Below are 15,568 nucleotides of genomic sequence, written 5' to 3'. Positions count from 1 at the left end.
TCGGCACGCTAGCCGCCGTCACCCGCGCATGGGGGTGCCCGCGCCGGGCCGGAACCGGACTGCAACGTGCGGTGCCGCCGGATAGCCTCGACGCAGACCTTGGAGGCGATGTGACCTACCCGCTCGTCGTGGTGGCCAACCGACTACCTGTCGACCTCAGCACCGAACCGGACGGATCGACCTCGTGGCGGCGCTCGCCCGGCGGCCTGGTCAGCGCGATGGAGCCCGTGATGCAAGGGGCCGAGGGGGCCTGGGTCGGCTGGCCCGGCTCACCCGGCCCGGCTCCCGCCCCGTTCGACGCCGACGGGATGCACCTCGTGCCGATCGGGCTGTCCGAGGAAGAGGTCGCCGACTTCTACGAGGGCTTCTCCAACGACACCCTCTGGCCGCTGTCGCACGACGTGATCAGCCCGCCCGTCTACCACCGGCACTGGTGGGACGCCTACCGCAGGGTGAACCGGCGGTTCGCCGAGGCGGCTGCGGCCCAGGTGGCCCCAGGCGGCACCGCGTGGGTGCACGACTACCAGCTCCAGCTGGTCCCGGCGATGCTGCGCGAGCTGCGGCCCGACGTCCGGATCGGGTACTTCCACCACATCCCGTTCCCCCCGCTGGAGCTGTTCGCCCAGCTCCCGTGGCGCACCCAGGTGATCCACGGCCTGCTCGGCGCGGACCTGATCGGGTTCCAGCGCTCCGGCGACGCCTCGAACTTCCTGCGCGTCACCCGCCGCTGGACCGACCTCGCGGTCCGGGGCGGCACCGTGTCGATGCCCGACGGGCGCTCCATCCGGGTCGGCTCGTTCCCGATCTCGATCGACTCCCGCCGGTTCGACGAGCTCGCCCGTTCCCCGTGGCTGCGGGCCAGGGCTGCGGAGATCCGTGCGGACCTCGGCGACCCGGAGGTGCTCCTGCTCGGCGTGGACCGGCTGGACTACACCAAGGGCATCCGGCACCGGATCAAGGCTGTCGGCGAGCTGTTCGACGAGGGTCGGCTGGACGTGCCGGGCGCCGCGTTCGTACAGGTCGCCAGCCCGAGCCGGGAGAACGTCGAGGCCTACCAGCAGCTGCGCGAGGAGGTCGAGGTCCTGGTCGGGCGGATCAACGGCGAGCACGGGCGGATCGGCAGCCAGCCGATCCACTACCTGCACCACTCCTACCCGCCCGAGGAGATGGTCGCGCTGTACTCCGCCGCGGACGTCATGCTGGTCACCTCGCTGCGGGACGGCATGAACCTGGTCGCGAAGGAGTTCGTCGCCGCGTGCGTCGACGACCGAGGGGTGCTGGTGCTCTCGGAGTTCACCGGCGCCGCGGACGAGCTGAGCGGCGCTCTGCTGGTCAACCCGCACGACATCGACGGCCTGAAGTCCGCGATCGAACGCGCGGTGACCATGGCGCCGCGCGAGGTCCGCTCCCGGATGCGGCGGCTGCGGCGCCGGGTGCTGACCGACGACGTCGCGAAGTGGTCGACCGGCTTCCTGGAGGCGCTCGCCGGGACCGCGGTGCAGCCCGCGTTCGCGAGGGACGCATGAGCCCGGAGGCTCTCGACGCCGCTCTGGCACGGTTGGCCGAGGCCGCCGGCGCCGGTGACGACGTGCTCGTCGCGCTGGACTTCGACGGCGTCCTCGCGCCCTTGGTCGACGTGCCCTCGCAGTCCAGGCCCACGCCGCGGGGCGCTGCGGCGATGGCGCGTCTGGTGCACGCCCCGCGGGTGCACCTCGCGCTCGTCTCGGGCCGCGGGCTCGGCGATCTCGCTGCGGTCGCCGAGCCGCCGGACGGCACGATCCTGGTCGGCAGCCATGGCGCGGAGCGGGGCACGTGGCACCGCCGCCTGGAGCGCGAGCCGCACGTGCTGGACGACGCCCGGGCCGCGACGCTCGACGAGCTCGCCGCGGGCCTGCGGGACCTGGCGGCCGGCACCACCGCGCGGGTCGAGGTCAAGCCCACCACGGCCGTGCTGCACACCCGTGGGGTCGACCCCGCGACGGCCGACCGGCTGGCGGGCCTGGCGCGCGGTCTCGGCGATCGGCCGGACGTCGACGTGATGACCGGCCGCGACATCGTCGAGCTCTCCGTGCTCACGGTCACCAAGGGCGACGCGCTGCGCGCGCTGCGCGACGCGCTCGAGGTCCGGCACGTGCTGTTCGCCGGCGACGACGTGACGGACGAGCGCGCGCTCGCGACGCTCGCCCCGGGCGACGTCGGGATCCGGGTGGGCGACGGCGAGTCGATCGCCGAGCACCGGGTCGCGGACACCGACGCGATGGCCGAGACGCTGCACCGGTTCGCCGACCTCCTGGACGCCGCGGCCGCCTGACCGTGCGGGTCGGACCGCCCGGCCGCTCGACCTGGTCCGCCACCGCCCCTACAGGACCCCGGGCGCGTATGGCAGGATGGCCGTGGCGTCGTCGACGCCGGCGCGGGGGCCGGCCACCTGCAGTGTCCAGAATCGGAACACCGAGGTTGACCTGCCCTCCGTCCTCTACTCGGATCGTCCGGCACGTACCTGCCGGTGGAGGGAACGACATGGCTACTGTCACCTACGACAAGGCAACCCGGGTGTATCCCGGGACCGAGCGTCCCGCGGTGGACGCGCTCGACCTGGAGATCGCCGACGGCGAGTTCCTCGTCCTCGTCGGCCCGTCGGGCTGCGGGAAGTCCACCTCGCTGCGGATGCTCGCAGGCCTCGAAGACGTCAACGCGGGCCGCATCCTGATCGGCGACCGGGACGTCACCGACGTCCAGCCGAAGGACCGTGACATCGCCATGGTCTTCCAGAACTACGCGCTCTACCCGCACATGTCCGTCGCGGACAACATGGGCTTCGCGCTGAAGATCGCCGGCACCCCGAAGGCCGAGATCCGCAAGCGTGTCGAGGAGGCCGCGAAGATCCTCGACCTCACCGAGTACCTCGACCGCAAGCCGAAGGCGCTCTCCGGCGGCCAGCGCCAGCGTGTCGCGATGGGCCGCGCGATCGTGCGCCAGCCCCAGGTGTTCCTGATGGACGAGCCGCTGTCGAACCTCGACGCGAAGCTGCGCGTGCAGACCCGCACCCAGATCGCCTCGCTGCAGCGCCGGCTCGGCGTCACCACGGTCTACGTCACCCACGACCAGACCGAGGCCATGACGATGGGTGACCGGATCTGCGTGCTGAAGGACGGCATCCTGCAGCAGGTCGGCACCCCGCGTGACCTGTACGACACCCCGCAGAACGTCTTCGTGGCCGGCTTCATCGGCTCGCCCGCGATGAACATCGGCAACTTCCGGATCGACGGCGACCACGCCATCCTCGGCGCCGGCCGGCTGCCGATGCCGCGCGCGGCCCTCGACAAGCTGACCGCCGAGGACAACCGCCAGATCACGATCGGCTTCCGTCCGGAGTCCCTGGACCTGTCCAAGGAGGACCACCCGGAGTCGTTCCACGTCAAGGTGGACCTCGTCGAGGAGCTGGGCTCCGACGCGTTCGTCTACGGCACCATCACCGACCCGATCGCTCCGGGGGCTGAGATCCACTCCGGGGCGGGCGACAACCAGGTGATCGTCCGGGTCGACCCCCGGTCGGTGCCGATGAAGGGCGACACCGTCTCGGTGACGATCCGCAAGGGCGAGGAGCACATGTTCGCCCCATCGACCGGCAAGCGCATCGAAGCCTGACGAACGTCACGGAGGGCGGGGTCGGCGACAGCCGCCCCCGCCCTCCGTCGTGAAGGAGCCCGCATGGCACAACGGCTGCAGATCACCGCTGCCGCCACGGACCCGGCGCTCCTCGACCTGCCCTGGAGCATCCCGCTCGAGGACTGGCCCGCCGACGTGCTCGCCGCGCTGCCCCGCGGCATCTCCCGCCACGTGGTGCGCTTCGTGCGGCTCTCGGGCCGCTTCCTCGCCGTCAAGGAGATCGGCGAGACCGTCGCGCACCGCGAGTACGAGCTGCTGCGCGCGCTCCGCAGGCTCGGGGTGCCGAGCGTGGAGCCGGTCGGGGTCATCACCGGGCGCGCGACGCCGTCGGGTGAGCGGCTCGAAGCGGCGCTGATCACCCGCCACCTGCAGTTCTCGCTGCCGTACCGCGCGCTGTTCAGCCAGCAGCTGCAGCCCGGCACCAGCGCACGCCTGGTCGACGCGCTCACGGTGCTCCTGGTCCGCCTGCACCTGACCGGCTTCTACTGGGGCGACGTGTCACTGTCCAACACGCTGTTCCGCCGCGACGCGGAGAGCTTCGCGGCCTACCTCGTGGACGCCGAGACCGGCGACCTGCACGACGCGCTGACCCCCGGCCAGCGCGCGTACGACCTCGACGTCGCGCGGGTCAACATCATCGGTGAGCTGATGGACCTCGAGGCCGGTGGCCTGCTCGAGGCGGACGTCGACCCCGTGGAGATCGGCGACCGGCTCGTCGACCGCTACAGCCGGCTGTGGGACGCCCTGACCGGGATCGAGTCGTTCGGCGCGGGCGACCGCTGGCGCGTGGCCGAGCGCGTCGACATGCTCAACGAGCTGGGCTTCGACGTCGCCGAGCTCGACATCGTGACCGACGTCGGCGGGACCACGGTCTCGATCCAGCCCAAGGTGGTCGAGGCCGGGCATCACGCACGCCGCCTGGCCCGGCTCACCGGGCTCTCCGTGGAGGAGAACCAGGCCCGGCGCCTGCTCAACGACCTGGACCAGTTCCGCGCGGCGACCGACCGCCAGGCCGAGCCGGAGCAACGGGCCGCGCGCGACTGGCTGGACAACGTCTTCGAACCCACGGTGCACGCCGTGCCCGAGGAGCTGCGCGGCAAGCTCGAGCCCGCGCAGATGTTCCACGAGATGCTCGACCACCGCTGGTTCCTGTCCGCCGAGCAGCAGCGCGACGTCCCCATCCACGAGGCTGCCCGCAGCTACGTCGAGCACGTGCTGCGCAAGCGCCCGGACGAGAAGCGGGTGCTCGGGGTCGACACCGCCGCGCTCCCCCGGGTCGCGCTCGAGCCGGAGGTCTGAGCGCCGGCTCCGGGCACGGCCGCCTGCGGCTCAGGCGTCGGAGCGCTTGCCGCCCTTCTTGGCCGCCCGCCGCGCCGCCCGTGCTGCGCGACGCTCGCGATCGGCTGCCGCGGCCTCCTCCTTGACGCGGGCGGCGCGTTCGACCAGGAACGCGTCGATGGCCGCGGCGTCCTCGATCGAGAACGCCGCGCGCGCCAGCTGTACCTGTCGGTTCGCGGTGCTGAGGAACCAGCCGGTGTGGGCCCGGCGGATGTCGAGCACGTCGGTCCACGGCACGTGCGTCGTGCGGTCGCCGGTCTGCACCGTGACCCGGCGATCGGTCACCTCGAGGTGCTGCACGGCTCCGAGCTGCCCCCGCCACGTCTGCCACGCGAACATCGCCGCGATCAGGCCGACCGCGACGACCGCCGCGACGGCGTAGCCCACCGCTCGCACCACGCGGACCCCCAGATCGGTCGCCGGGTCGCCGAACAGCACCAGCGCGGCGATCGCCACCACGACGAGCCAGAGCCAGGTGAGCTTGGACCCCACGAGCTGCAGGCGCCAGGCAAGCAGCGGCGTGAGCGTGATCTGTCCCTTGACCCGCATCTCAGGCCACCCCTCCGCGCAGTCGGGCGACCTCGTACAGAGCGATCCCGGCCGCGACGCCGGCGTTGAGCGACTCGCTCTCCCCGGCGATCGGGATCGAGGAGATCACGTCACAGGTCTGCCGGACCAGCCGGCCCAACCCCTTGCCCTCCGAGCCGACCACGAGGACCACCGGGTCGGTCGCGAGCTGCAGGTCGGCGATCGGCATCGTGCCGCCGGCGTCCAGCCCGACGATCGAGCAGCCGGCGTCGCGCAGCTCGCCGAGGGCACGCACCAGGTTCGTCACGCGCGCGACCGGGACCCGCGCCGCAGCACCCGCCGAGACCTTCCACGCGGAGGCCGTGACGCCCGCGGCGCGACGCTCGGGCACCACGAGCCCGTGCACGCCGAACGCCCCTGCCGAGCGGAGCACGGCGCCCAGGTTGCGCGGGTCGGTGACCCCGTCGAGCGCGACGAGCAGTGGCGGTCTGCCGCTGCGCTCGGCACGAGTCAGCACGCCGCGCAGATCGGCGTACTCGTACGGCGGGACCTGCATCGCGACGCCCTGGTGGGCGAGCTTCTCGGTCATCCGGTCCAGCTCGGTCCGGGTCACCTCGAGCAGCGGCAGGCCGCGGTCGGTGGCGGTCTGCCGGATCTCGCGGACCCGGTCGTCGACGTCGATCTGGTGCGCGATCCACACCCCGGTGCAGGGCACGCCGGCGCGCAGCGCCTCGACCACCGGGTTGCGGCCGGCGACGACCTCGGTCCCGCCGCGTTGGGTGCGGGCACCGAGCTCGCGCTGCGTGCGGCCGCGCTGCTGCCCGCCGGACGACGCGCGCTTCTCGGCCGCGACCTTGCGCTTGTGCGCGGGGTGGTACTCGCGGTCCTCGGCCTTGGGCGTGGGGCCCTTGCCCTCGAGCGCGCGACGGCCCTTGCCGCCCGTGCCGACGGTGGGCGTCTTCTTCGTCCCCGACTTGCGGGTCGCGCCGCGGCGCTGCGAGTTGCCGGCCATCAGTCCTCCCCCAGCGACCAGCGCGCGCCGGCCGGTGAGTCCTCGACCACGATCCCCGCGGCCGTCAACGTGTCACGGATCGCGTCCGCGGTCGACCAGTCCCGCGCCACCCGGGCCGCAGCGCGGGCGTCGAGCTGGGCGCGCACGAGCGTCTCGAGGGCCTTGTCGGCCCGGCCGCCACCCTCGGACCCCGCCCAGGCCACCGGGTCGAGCCCGAGCACGTCCAGCATCGCCCGGACCACCGTGAGCTCGACCACGACGTCCGCGAGGTCGCCGTCGGCCAGAGCCGTGTTGCCCCGGTGCACGTGCTCGTGCACCACCGCGAGCGCCGCGGAGACGTTGAGGTCGTCGTCCATCGCGGCGACGAAGTCCTCGGGCAGCACGGTGGCCGTCGGGTCACCGGAGCGGACCTGCTCGCCCGCGCGGCGGACGAAGCCCGCCAGACGCGACCAGGTGGCCTCGGCCTCGGCGATCGTCTCCGGGCCCCACTCGAGCATCGAGCGGTAGTGCACCGAGGCCAGCGCGTACCGCAGCACCACGGCGGGCGTCTGGGCGAGCAGCGTCCGCACACCCAGCGTGTTGCCGAGGGACTTGCTCATCTTGGTGCCGCCCTGGGTCACCCAGGCGGTGTGCAGCCACAGCTGCGCGAAGCCGAGCCCCGCTGCCCGCGACTGGGCCTGCTCGTTCTCGTGGTGCGGGAAGCGCAGGTCGAGGCCGCCGCCGTGGATGTCGAACTCGTCGCCGAGGTAGCGGCGGGCCATCGCCGAGCACTCCAGGTGCCAGCCGGGCCGACCGGTGCCGAACGGGGTGGGCCAGGCCGCGGCGGCGGGCTCGCCCGGCTTGGCCCGCTTCCACAGCGCGAAGTCCTTCGGGTCCCGCTTCGCGCCGCCCTCCTCGTCCGCTGAGGCCGAGAGCTCCTCGGGACGCTGGTTGGTCAGGGACCCGTACTCGGGCCACGAGCGCACGTCGAACCAGACGTCGCCGTCCCCCTCGGAGTAGGCGTGGCCCTTGTCGACCAGGGTCTGCATGAGGTCGACCATGTCGGTGACGTGGCCGGTAGCCCGCGGCTCGTAGTCGGCCGGGAGGATGCCCAGGGCGTCGCGCGCGGCAGCGAACTCCCGTTCGTGCTGCAGCGCCCACGCCCACCACGGCACGCCGGCCTCGGCCGCCTTGGCGAGGATCTTGTCGTCGATGTCGGTGACGTTGCGCACCAGCGTGACGCGCAGCCCGGACCGGCGCAGCCAGCGGACCAGGACGTCGAAGGCCACGTCCGTGCGCAGGTGACCGATGTGCGGTGCGCCCTGCACGGTGGCGCCGCAGACGTAGAGGCCGACCTCGCCGGGGTGGAGCGGGGCGAGCTCGCGGAGCTCGCGGGCGGCGGTGTCGAACAGCTGCAGGGTCACCGCGTCAGGGTACCGGCGACACGACCGGCCCCGGCGCCCCGCCGCCGCCACGCGTCCGGCCCGGGCACCCCGCCGTCCCACTCCACGGACCGCCCGTCTCACCGGATCGTCGGCGCTGCCCGCCCAGCCCTGGACCGGGATGGCCAGGCGGAGAATGATCGAGGTATGGCACGAACGGTGGTGGCGACGGGGTACGGCGGTCCCGAGATGCTCCACGTGACCGACATCAGGTCCGGCACCGTGGGGCCGTACGACGTGCTGATCGAGGTGCGCGCCGCCGGGGTCAACCCGGCGGACTGGAAGGCGTACTCGGGCGCGTGGAGCACGGATCCGCTCAAGTTACCCATGCGGCTCGGCGCCGAGGCCGCCGGCATCGTCCTCGCGCACGGCCGCGAGGTGACCGGTCTGGACGTCGGCGACGAGGTCATCGCCTACCCTGCGCGCGGCGCCTACGCGGAACGCCTGGTGGTGCCCGCGACCTCGCTGGTGCCGAAGCCCTCCGCGATGAGCTGGGAGAAGGCCGCCGGCCTGATGGTCGCCGGGGTGACGGCGGTGCACGCGCTCACGGCCACGGGGGTCGGCGCCGGGGACACCGTCCTCGTGCACGGTGCGAGCGGCGGGGTCGGCGCGATGCTCGTGCAGCTCGCGCACGTCCGGGGCGCACGGGTGATCGGCACGGCGAGCCCCGCCAACCACGCCTACCTCACCGACCTGGGCGCGACACCGGTCGCGTACGGCCCCGGTCTGACCGAGCGGGTCCGCACGCTCGGCCCGGTGACTGCGGCGATCGACGCGGCCGGGACGGCCGAGGCGCTGGAGACCTCCGTGACGCTGGTCAGCCGGAAGTCCCGGATCGCCACGCTCGCCGGTCACAAGCTGGGCGCCCGGCTGGGGGTCCAGCTGTTGGGCGGCGGCGAGGGCGCCGATCCCGGCACGGAGGTGCGGCTCGCGGCGCGCGAGAAGCTCGTCAGCCTCTGGGAGGCCGGGAAGATCGACGTCCGGGTCGGTGCGACCTACCACCTGGCGGACGCGGCCCGCGCCCACCGGGCCGGCATCGACGGCCACGTGACCGGCAAGATCATCCTGCTGCCCTGAGCCCGGACCGGCTCAGCGGGGCACGACGAGCGCCGTCGCGATCGCGGCGACGCCTTCGGCCCGGCCGGTCAGGCCCAGCCCGTCGGTCGTGGTCGCGCTGAGCGACACGGGAGCGCCGCACGCCTCGGTGAGCACGGCCACGGCCTCCTCGCGGCGTCCGCCGATCCGGGGCCGGACGCCGATCACCTGGACCGCGACGTTGCCGACCTCGAAGCCGGCGGCCCGCACGCGCGCGCAGGCCTCGGCCAGCAGCGCGACCCCGGACGCTCCGGCCCACTGCGGCTGGTCGGTGCCGAACACCGACCCGAGGTCGCCGACCCCCGATGCGGAGAGCAGGGCGTCCGCCGCGGCGTGCGCGGCCACGTCACCGTCGGAGTGCCCGGCGAGACCGACCTCACCCGGCCACAGCAGGCCCGCGAGCCACATCGGACGGTCCGAACCGGTGGGCGCGAACGCGTGCACGTCCACGCCGATCCCGGTGCGCGGCAGGCCGGTCATCCTCGCTCCTCCCCGAGCAGCAGCTCGGCGACCGCGAGATCACGCTCCGTGGTGATCTTCGCGGCACGCTCGTCCCCCGCCACGACCCAGACCTGCTCCCCGGCGAGCTCGACCAGCCGTGCGTCGTCGGACGCGGCGAGCGACTCGTCGTGGGCGTGCTCGGCCGCGGCGGCGTGCGCACGGTCGAGCAGCTCGCGCTCGAAGCCCTGCGGGGTCTGCACGGCGCGCAGCTCGTCCCGAGGCACGGTCTCGAGCACCGGCAGCGCGGGCCCCGTGCCCTGCGGCACCCGCTTGATCGTGTCGGTCACCGCGAGGCCCGGGACCACTGCCGCATGCCCGGCGCGCACGGCGTCGATCACGCGACCGACCAGCGAACCCGGCACGAGCGGGCGAGCGGCGTCGTGCACGAGCACCACGTCGGCGCGCTCGTCCAGGGCGGCGAGGGCGGCAGCGACGGAGGCCTGCCGGCTCGCGCCCCCGGCGACCACCACGACGGGCAGGTCCAGCCCGACCAGCGCGCCGGCCACGGCGTCGCGGACCTCGTCGAGGTGACCCGCGGGTGCGGTGACCACGAGCTGCTCGATCCGTTCGCCGGTCGCCGACCGGCCGGCCGCGAGGCCCCGGGCGGCATGCCCGGCCAACGGTTCGCCGGCGAGCGTGACCAGCGCCTTGGGCAGGGTGCGGCCGAGACGAGTCCCGCTACCGGCGGCGACGAGCACCGCTGCGACGGTCACCTCAGCCCGCCCCGCGCCCGGTCAGGCGCCTGCTCAGGAGGCGAGGACCTCGTCGAGGATCGCCTCGGCCTTGTCCTCCTCGGTGTGCTCCGCGAGCGCGAGCTCCGAGACCAGGATCTGACGTGCCTTGGCGAGCATCCGCTTCTCACCCGCGGACAGGCCGCGGTCGGCGTCCCGGCGCGAGAGGTCCCGGACGACCTCGGCGACCTTGATGACGTCGCCGGAGGCGAGCTTCTCGAGGTTGGCCTTGTAGCGGCGCGACCAGTTGGTCGGCTCCTCGGTGTACGGCGCGCGCAGCACGTCGAACACCTTCTCCAGCCCCTCGGCGCCAACCACGTCGCGCACACCGACCAGGTCCACGTTCTCCGCGGGGACCTCGATCGTCAGGTCTCCCTGGGCGACCTTGAGCTTGAGGTACTGCTTCTCCTCGCCTCGGATCGTCCGGAACTTGATCTCTTCGATGAGTGCTGCGCCGTGATGCGGGTAGACAACGGTCTCGCCGACGGTGAAGGTCATGTGAAGGCGTCCCCTTTCGCGGAGACCCATCTTACCACGGTGCGAACTGCCCTTGACTCGCGGGGTCACCCGTTTGTGCTGGTCAGGGCGCCGAGGCGAGCACCGAGCCGGATCTCGGCCGCTGATGGGGCCTCGCGCGCGTGCACCGGCTAGGCTGTCCGCGCACGGGACCTTGGACCTGGGAGAGCATCGTGAGCAGCCGCTTCGTCCGCCGCCGTGCGGCACTCGTCGCCCTCGCGGTCGCGGCGGCCGCGACCCTGTCGGCGTGCGCCCCGGAGATGACCTCGCGGCCCTACGCGGCATCGGACGGGATCGACGTCACGGTGGGCGCGCTGCGGGGCGGGAACCTCCTGGTCCTGACCGCCGCCGAGGGCGACCCGGGCACCGTGCTCGGCTCCCTGACCAACACCGGTGAGGCGGCGATCACGGCGCAGGTCGGCTCTCCCGACGCCCCGGTGACCGTCCAGATCGAGCCCGGCGCGACCGCGCTGCTCGGGCCCGACCACGTCGAGGTCGCGATCGCCTCGGTCCCCGCACCGCCCGGCGCGCTCACCACGATCATGGTCGCCTCGGACGTGGACGGCTCGGCCACGGTGGACGTGCCGGTGCTGGACGGCACGCTCGAGGCGTACGCGAGCCTCGTCCCGACCCCCTGAGCACACCCGGCTCGCCGGGTGCCGCCGCACGTCGCTCGCGCCACCGCGGCCGGCACCGCCTCGGGCGCGCGGAGCGCGGCCGGCAGCGCCTCGGCGGCCCGGCCGGCGCTCAGCCGAAGCGGCCGGAGATGTAGTCCTCGGTCTCCTTCTTCGCCGGCGAGGAGAACATCACCCGGGTGTCGTCCATCTCGATCAGCCGCCCCGGCTTGCCGGTGCCCTCGATGTTGAAGAAGCCCGTCTTGTCCGACACCCGCGCGGCCTGCTGCATGTTGTGGGTGACGATGACGATCGTGTAGTCGTCCTTGAGCTCGTGGATGAGGTCCTCGATCGCGAGCGTGGAGATCGGGTCCAGCGCGGAGCACGGCTCGTCCATCAGGAGCACCGAGGGCTTCACCGCGATCGCGCGGGCGATGCAGAGCCGCTGCTGCTGCCCGCCGGACAGGCTCGAGCCGGGCTTGTCCAGGCGGTCCTTGACCTCGTTCCACAGGTTCGCGCCGGTCAGGGACGCCTCGACCAGGTCCTCCGCGTCGGACTTCGCGATCCGCTTGTTGTTCAGCTTGACCCCGGCGAGCACGTTCTCCTTGATCGACATGGTCGGGAACGGGTTGGGCCGCTGGAACACCATGCCGACGTGCCGGCGGACCGCGACGGGGTCCACGCCGGGCCCGTACAGGTCCACGCCGTCCATGACGACCTTGCCCTCGGCGTACGCGCCCGGCACGACCTCGTGCATCCGGTTGAGGGTGCGCAGGAAGGTCGACTTGCCGCAGCCCGACGGCCCGATCAGCGCGGTGACCGCCCGCGGCTCGATGGTCATGGCCACGTCGGCCACGGCGTTGAAGCTGCCGTAGTAGATGTTCAGGTCACTGACGTCGATGCGCTTGCCCACGATGTCCTCAGATCGGTCGGCCGGTCACTTGCCGGTCTTGGGGGAGAAGAGCCGCGAGATGAGTCGGGCGATGAGGTTCAGCCCCATCACGATGATGATGAGCGTGAGAGCGGCGGCCCACGCCCGGTCGTAGTTGATGGTCGCGATGCAATCGGTGGCATCCGCGGCGCACGGCACCAGCCCCTGGCGGTACTGGCTGTAGATGTACACCGGCAGGGTCATCATGCGCCCGCTGAACGGGTTGAGGTTGATCGAGTCGGTCTGACCGGCCACCAGCAGCAGCGGCGCCGTCTCGCCGATCACCCGGGCGATCGACAGCATGACGCCGGTCGTGATGCCCGCGATCGCGGTGCGCAGCACGATCCGCACGACGGTCAACCACTTGGGTACCCCGAGCGCGTAGGACGCCTCGCGCAGCTCGTTCGGCACGAGCCGCAGCATCTCCTCGCAGGACCGGACCACGACCGGGATCATCAGCACCGAGAGCGCGACCGCGCCGACGAACCCCGACCGGATGCCCGGCCCGAGGATCAGCGCGAACAACGCGTAGGCGAACAGACCGGCGACGATCGACGGGATGCCCGTCATCACGTCCACGAAGAACGTCACCCATCGGGCCAGCGGCCCCTTGCCGTACTCCACCAGGTAGATCGCGGTCATCAGACCGATCGGCACCGAGATCAACGTCGCGAGCAGCGTGATGATGAGGGTGCCCATGATCGCGTGGTAGATGCCGCCGGCGTCCATCCCGCCGTAGACGCCCCGCATCGACACCGACAGGAAGTACGGCGTGAGCCGCCCGATGCCGCGCACGATCACGGTCCAGGAGACCGAGACCAGCGGGATCAGCGCGATCAGGAACGCGAGCACGACCAGGCCGGTCATCGCGCGGTCGGCCCACCGCCGACCCGCGGACGTGCCGGCCGAGCTCAGCTCGACCGCGAGCTTGGTGTCCTGCACGACGGCCATCAGTTGGCTCCCGAGAACTCGGCCCGCCGCGCGACGATCCAGCGCGCGATCATGTTGACCACGAGGGTGATGAGGAACAGCACCAGACCGGTCGCGATCAGCAGGCTCACGCCCGACGTGTTCGCCTCGGGGAACTGGGCCGCGATGTTCGCGGCGATCGTCTGGTGCTTGCCCGCCTGCAGGATGAACAGCGAGTAGGTCGCCCCGGGCGACAGGATCAGCAGCACCGCCATGGTCTCGCCGAGTGCGCGACCCAGCCCGAGCATCGCGCCGGACACGATGCCGCCGCGCGCGAAGGGCAGCACCGCGGTGCTGATGAGCTCGAGCTTGGTCGCCCCGAGCGCGAGCGCGGCCTCCTCGTGCAGGCGGGGGGTCTGCAGGAAGACCTCGCGGCACACCGCGGTGACGATCGGCAGGATCATCACCGCGAGCACCAGACCGGCGGTGAACGCCGTGCGGGCCGGCGTCGAGGGCGGACCGGCGAACAGCGGGATCCAGCCGAGGTAGGTCGACAGGAAGTCCTGCACCGGCACGATCGCCGGCGCCAGGACCATCGCGCCCCACAGGCCGTAGACCACGGAGGGGATCGCGGCGAGCAGGTCGACCAGGTAGCCCAGGCCCTGCGCCAGGCGGCGGGGCGCGTAGTGCGAGATGAACAGGCCGATGCCGATCGCCAGCGGTGTCCCGACGATCAGCGCGATGAGTGCGGCGAGCAGCGTGCCGAAGACCAGCGGGCCGACGTAGGCGAAGAACCCCGCCTCCGTGTACCAGGACACGTCGTGCGCGAGCTCGTCCGTCGGGGTGGTGAACGCCGGCATCGCCTCGAGCACGAGGAACGCGGTGACGGCGGCCAGCGTCAGCAGGATCAGGGTGCCGGAGAACGTGGCTGCCCACTGGAAGAACCGGTTGACCATGCTGGCACGGCCGTGCCGCAGGTCGGACTGCACCGAGTCCGGGATCGCCACCTCGACCGTGTCGGCGCGGTGTGCACTCACGAGGTCGACCTTCCTGTCACGTGGAGTGACGGTACCTGGCCGACGGCCGCCCCGAGGAGTCCCCCGGGGCGGCCGTCGTGTGCAGCGGTGTTCAGGAGGCCGAGATCGCGTCGATCGCGGACATCGCCTCGTTGCGCAGCGTGTCGGAGATCGGAGCGGAGCCGGCGGCACCCGCCGCGACGTCCTGACCCTCGGCGCTGACGATGTAGCCGAACCACGCCTTCATCAGGTCCACCTGGTCGGCCGGGTAGTTGACGCAGCCGATCACGTAGGACACCAGGACCACCGGGTAGTTGCCGGACTCGGTCGTGTCGCGCTTGAGGTCGATCGCGAAGTCGAACTCGCTGCGGCCCGAGACCGGGGTCGAGCTGTCGACCACGGCGGCAGCGGCCTCGGCCGAGTAGGGCACGAACTCGTCGCCCACGCCGACCGCGACGGTGCCGAGGCTGCCGGCCTGCGAGGCGTCGGCGTAGCCGATGGTGCCCTCGGCGCCCTGGACGGTCTGCACGACACCCGAGGTGCCCTGCGCGGACTGCTGCCCCTCGACCGGCCAGTCACCGGAGGCCTCGTACGGCCACGCGCTCCCGGCGGCCTTCGAGAGGTAGTCGGTGAAGTTCTTGGTCGTGCCGGACTCGTCGGAGCGGTGCACGACGGTGATCGCCGTGTCGGGCAGGTCCACGCCCTCGTTGTCGGCGGCGATCGCCGGGTCGTTCCACATCGTGATGTCGCCGTTGAAGACCTTGGCGATGGTCTCGGCCGACATGTTGATCTGCGTGGACACCGACGGGAGGTTGTAGATGATCGCGATCGGCGAGATGTAGATCGGCAGCTCCATGATCTCGCCACCGCAGGTGGCCTCGGCCGCCGTCACCTCCTCGTCGGTCAGGTACGCGTCCGAGCCGGCCCAGTCGGTGCCGCCGTCGATGAACTGGGTGCGGCCGCCGCCCGAACCGACCGGGTCGTAGGAGATGGTGACGCCGGAGTTGGCGTTCTGGAACTCGGCGATCCACGCGTTCATCGCGGACTCCTGCGTCGACGCGCCGGCGCCCACGATCTCACCGCTCAAGGTGGAGGCCGAGTCGTCGGCCGAGGCGGAGGAGGACGAGCTCGAGGAGGTAGCACCGGTGGGGTTGTCGGAGCCGCACGCGGCCAGGGTCAGCGCGAGCGCGCCCATGACGGCTGTCGCGGCAAGTCGGCGATTGCGGATGGGGGTCACTCTGGTTCCGTCCTGTCTCGATACACCTGGGCGGGTGCCCGGGGCTGGCT

The 15,568-nt window shown here is 72.4% G+C and carries 16 protein-coding genes; 6 read left to right on the top strand and 10 right to left on the bottom strand.

Annotated elements, in window-relative coordinates; genetic code table 11:
• Positions 1-110: 110 nt before the first annotated feature.
• The 4 genes from OEB99_RS12140 to OEB99_RS12125 all read left to right on the top strand — a co-directional run bounded on the left by OEB99_RS12140 (position 111) and on the right by OEB99_RS12125 (position 4,968).
• On the top strand, positions 111-1,526 hold the full coding sequence (locus OEB99_RS12140; RefSeq protein ID WP_318011415.1) for an alpha,alpha-trehalose-phosphate synthase (UDP-forming): 1,416 nt from the start codon (positions 111-113) through the stop codon (positions 1,524-1,526).
• Positions 1,523-2,311, top strand: coding sequence for a trehalose-phosphatase (gene otsB / locus OEB99_RS12135; RefSeq protein ID WP_263577526.1), 789 nt, complete (start codon positions 1,523-1,525; stop codon positions 2,309-2,311). The genes OEB99_RS12140 and otsB overlap by 4 nt, the downstream gene beginning before the upstream one ends.
• 209 nt (positions 2,312-2,520) lie before the next feature.
• A complete protein-coding gene (locus OEB99_RS12130; protein ID WP_263577525.1) occupies positions 2,521-3,648 on the top strand; it encodes an ABC transporter ATP-binding protein in 1,128 nt (375 codons plus the stop codon).
• 63 nt (positions 3,649-3,711) lie between these two features.
• A complete protein-coding gene (locus OEB99_RS12125; protein ID WP_263577524.1) occupies positions 3,712-4,968 on the top strand; it encodes a DUF4032 domain-containing protein in 1,257 nt (418 codons plus the stop codon).
• Positions 4,969-4,998: 30 nt separating this feature from the next.
• Here the strand turns inward: OEB99_RS12125 and OEB99_RS12120 are convergent, their stop codons facing one another.
• Genes OEB99_RS12120 through cysS form a run of 3 tightly spaced genes read right to left on the bottom strand, consistent with a single transcriptional unit; the run spans position 4,999 to position 7,950 of the window.
• The gene (locus OEB99_RS12120; protein WP_263577523.1) at positions 4,999-5,556 is read right to left on the bottom strand and encodes a YcxB family protein; all 558 of its coding nucleotides are present in this window, start codon (positions 5,554-5,556) and stop codon (positions 4,999-5,001) included.
• A 1-nt stretch (position 5,557) separates the two neighbouring features.
• Positions 5,558-6,547 (bottom strand): 23S rRNA (guanosine(2251)-2'-O)-methyltransferase RlmB, encoded by a 990-nt coding sequence (gene rlmB, locus OEB99_RS12115; protein WP_263577522.1) that lies wholly within the window; start codon positions 6,545-6,547, stop codon positions 5,558-5,560.
• Positions 6,547-7,950, bottom strand: coding sequence for a cysteine--tRNA ligase (cysS, locus tag OEB99_RS12110; RefSeq protein ID WP_263577521.1), 1,404 nt, complete (start codon positions 7,948-7,950; stop codon positions 6,547-6,549). The genes rlmB and cysS overlap by 1 nt, the downstream gene beginning before the upstream one ends.
• A 165-nt stretch (positions 7,951-8,115) precedes the next feature.
• On the opposite strand from cysS, the gene OEB99_RS12105 reads away from it, so the two are divergent.
• Positions 8,116-9,045, top strand: coding sequence for an NADP-dependent oxidoreductase (locus OEB99_RS12105; RefSeq protein ID WP_263577520.1), 930 nt, complete (start codon positions 8,116-8,118; stop codon positions 9,043-9,045).
• Positions 9,046-9,057: 12 nt separating this feature from the next.
• Here the strand turns inward: OEB99_RS12105 and ispF are convergent, their stop codons facing one another.
• The 3 genes from ispF to OEB99_RS12090 are packed head-to-tail and all read right to left on the bottom strand — an operon-like array spanning position 9,058 to position 10,793.
• Positions 9,058-9,543 carry a 2-C-methyl-D-erythritol 2,4-cyclodiphosphate synthase gene (ispF, locus tag OEB99_RS12100; protein WP_263577519.1) on the bottom strand — a complete coding sequence of 162 codons (486 nt, stop codon included), beginning with the start codon at positions 9,541-9,543 and terminating at the stop codon, positions 9,058-9,060.
• Positions 9,540-10,277, bottom strand: coding sequence for a 2-C-methyl-D-erythritol 4-phosphate cytidylyltransferase (gene ispD, locus OEB99_RS12095; protein WP_263577518.1), 738 nt, complete (start codon positions 10,275-10,277; stop codon positions 9,540-9,542). The genes ispF and ispD overlap by 4 nt, the downstream gene beginning before the upstream one ends.
• Positions 10,278-10,310: 33 nt before the next feature.
• On the bottom strand, positions 10,311-10,793 hold the full coding sequence (locus tag OEB99_RS12090) for a CarD family transcriptional regulator (RefSeq protein WP_263577517.1): 483 nt from the start codon (positions 10,791-10,793) through the stop codon (positions 10,311-10,313).
• 191 nt (positions 10,794-10,984) lie between these two features.
• Here OEB99_RS12090 and OEB99_RS12085 point away from each other — a divergent pair, with 191 nt between their 5' ends.
• Entirely contained in the window at positions 10,985-11,449 is a 465-nt protein-coding gene (locus OEB99_RS12085) for a hypothetical protein (protein ID WP_263577516.1), read from the top strand.
• Between the two features lie 109 nt (positions 11,450-11,558).
• Here OEB99_RS12085 and pstB read toward each other — a convergent pair whose 3' ends face one another.
• The 4 genes from pstB to pstS form a co-directional block, all read right to left on the bottom strand.
• A complete protein-coding gene (gene pstB, locus OEB99_RS12080; protein WP_263577515.1) occupies positions 11,559-12,338 on the bottom strand; it encodes a phosphate ABC transporter ATP-binding protein PstB in 780 nt (259 codons plus the stop codon).
• A gap of 24 nt (positions 12,339-12,362) precedes the next feature.
• Positions 12,363-13,307, bottom strand: a complete 945-nt coding sequence (pstA, locus tag OEB99_RS12075; RefSeq protein ID WP_263577514.1) for a phosphate ABC transporter permease PstA — start codon at positions 13,305-13,307, stop codon at positions 12,363-12,365.
• Positions 13,307-14,221 (bottom strand): phosphate ABC transporter permease subunit PstC, encoded by a 915-nt coding sequence (gene pstC / locus OEB99_RS12070; protein WP_263577622.1) that lies wholly within the window; start codon positions 14,219-14,221, stop codon positions 13,307-13,309. Before pstC ends, pstA begins: the two co-directional genes overlap by 1 nt.
• 172 nt (positions 14,222-14,393) lie before the next feature.
• The gene (gene pstS / locus OEB99_RS12065; protein WP_263577513.1) at positions 14,394-15,518 is read right to left on the bottom strand and encodes a phosphate ABC transporter substrate-binding protein PstS; all 1,125 of its coding nucleotides are present in this window, start codon (positions 15,516-15,518) and stop codon (positions 14,394-14,396) included.
• Positions 15,519-15,568: the final 50 nt, after the last annotated feature.

It is taken from the genome of Actinotalea endophytica (assembly GCF_025717005.1).
In the GTDB taxonomy this organism is placed as follows: Bacteria; Actinomycetota; Actinomycetes; order Actinomycetales; family Cellulomonadaceae; genus Actinotalea.
The sequence above is the reverse complement of the archived record's forward strand: the minus strand, read 5'-3'. Positions and strand labels throughout refer to the sequence as shown.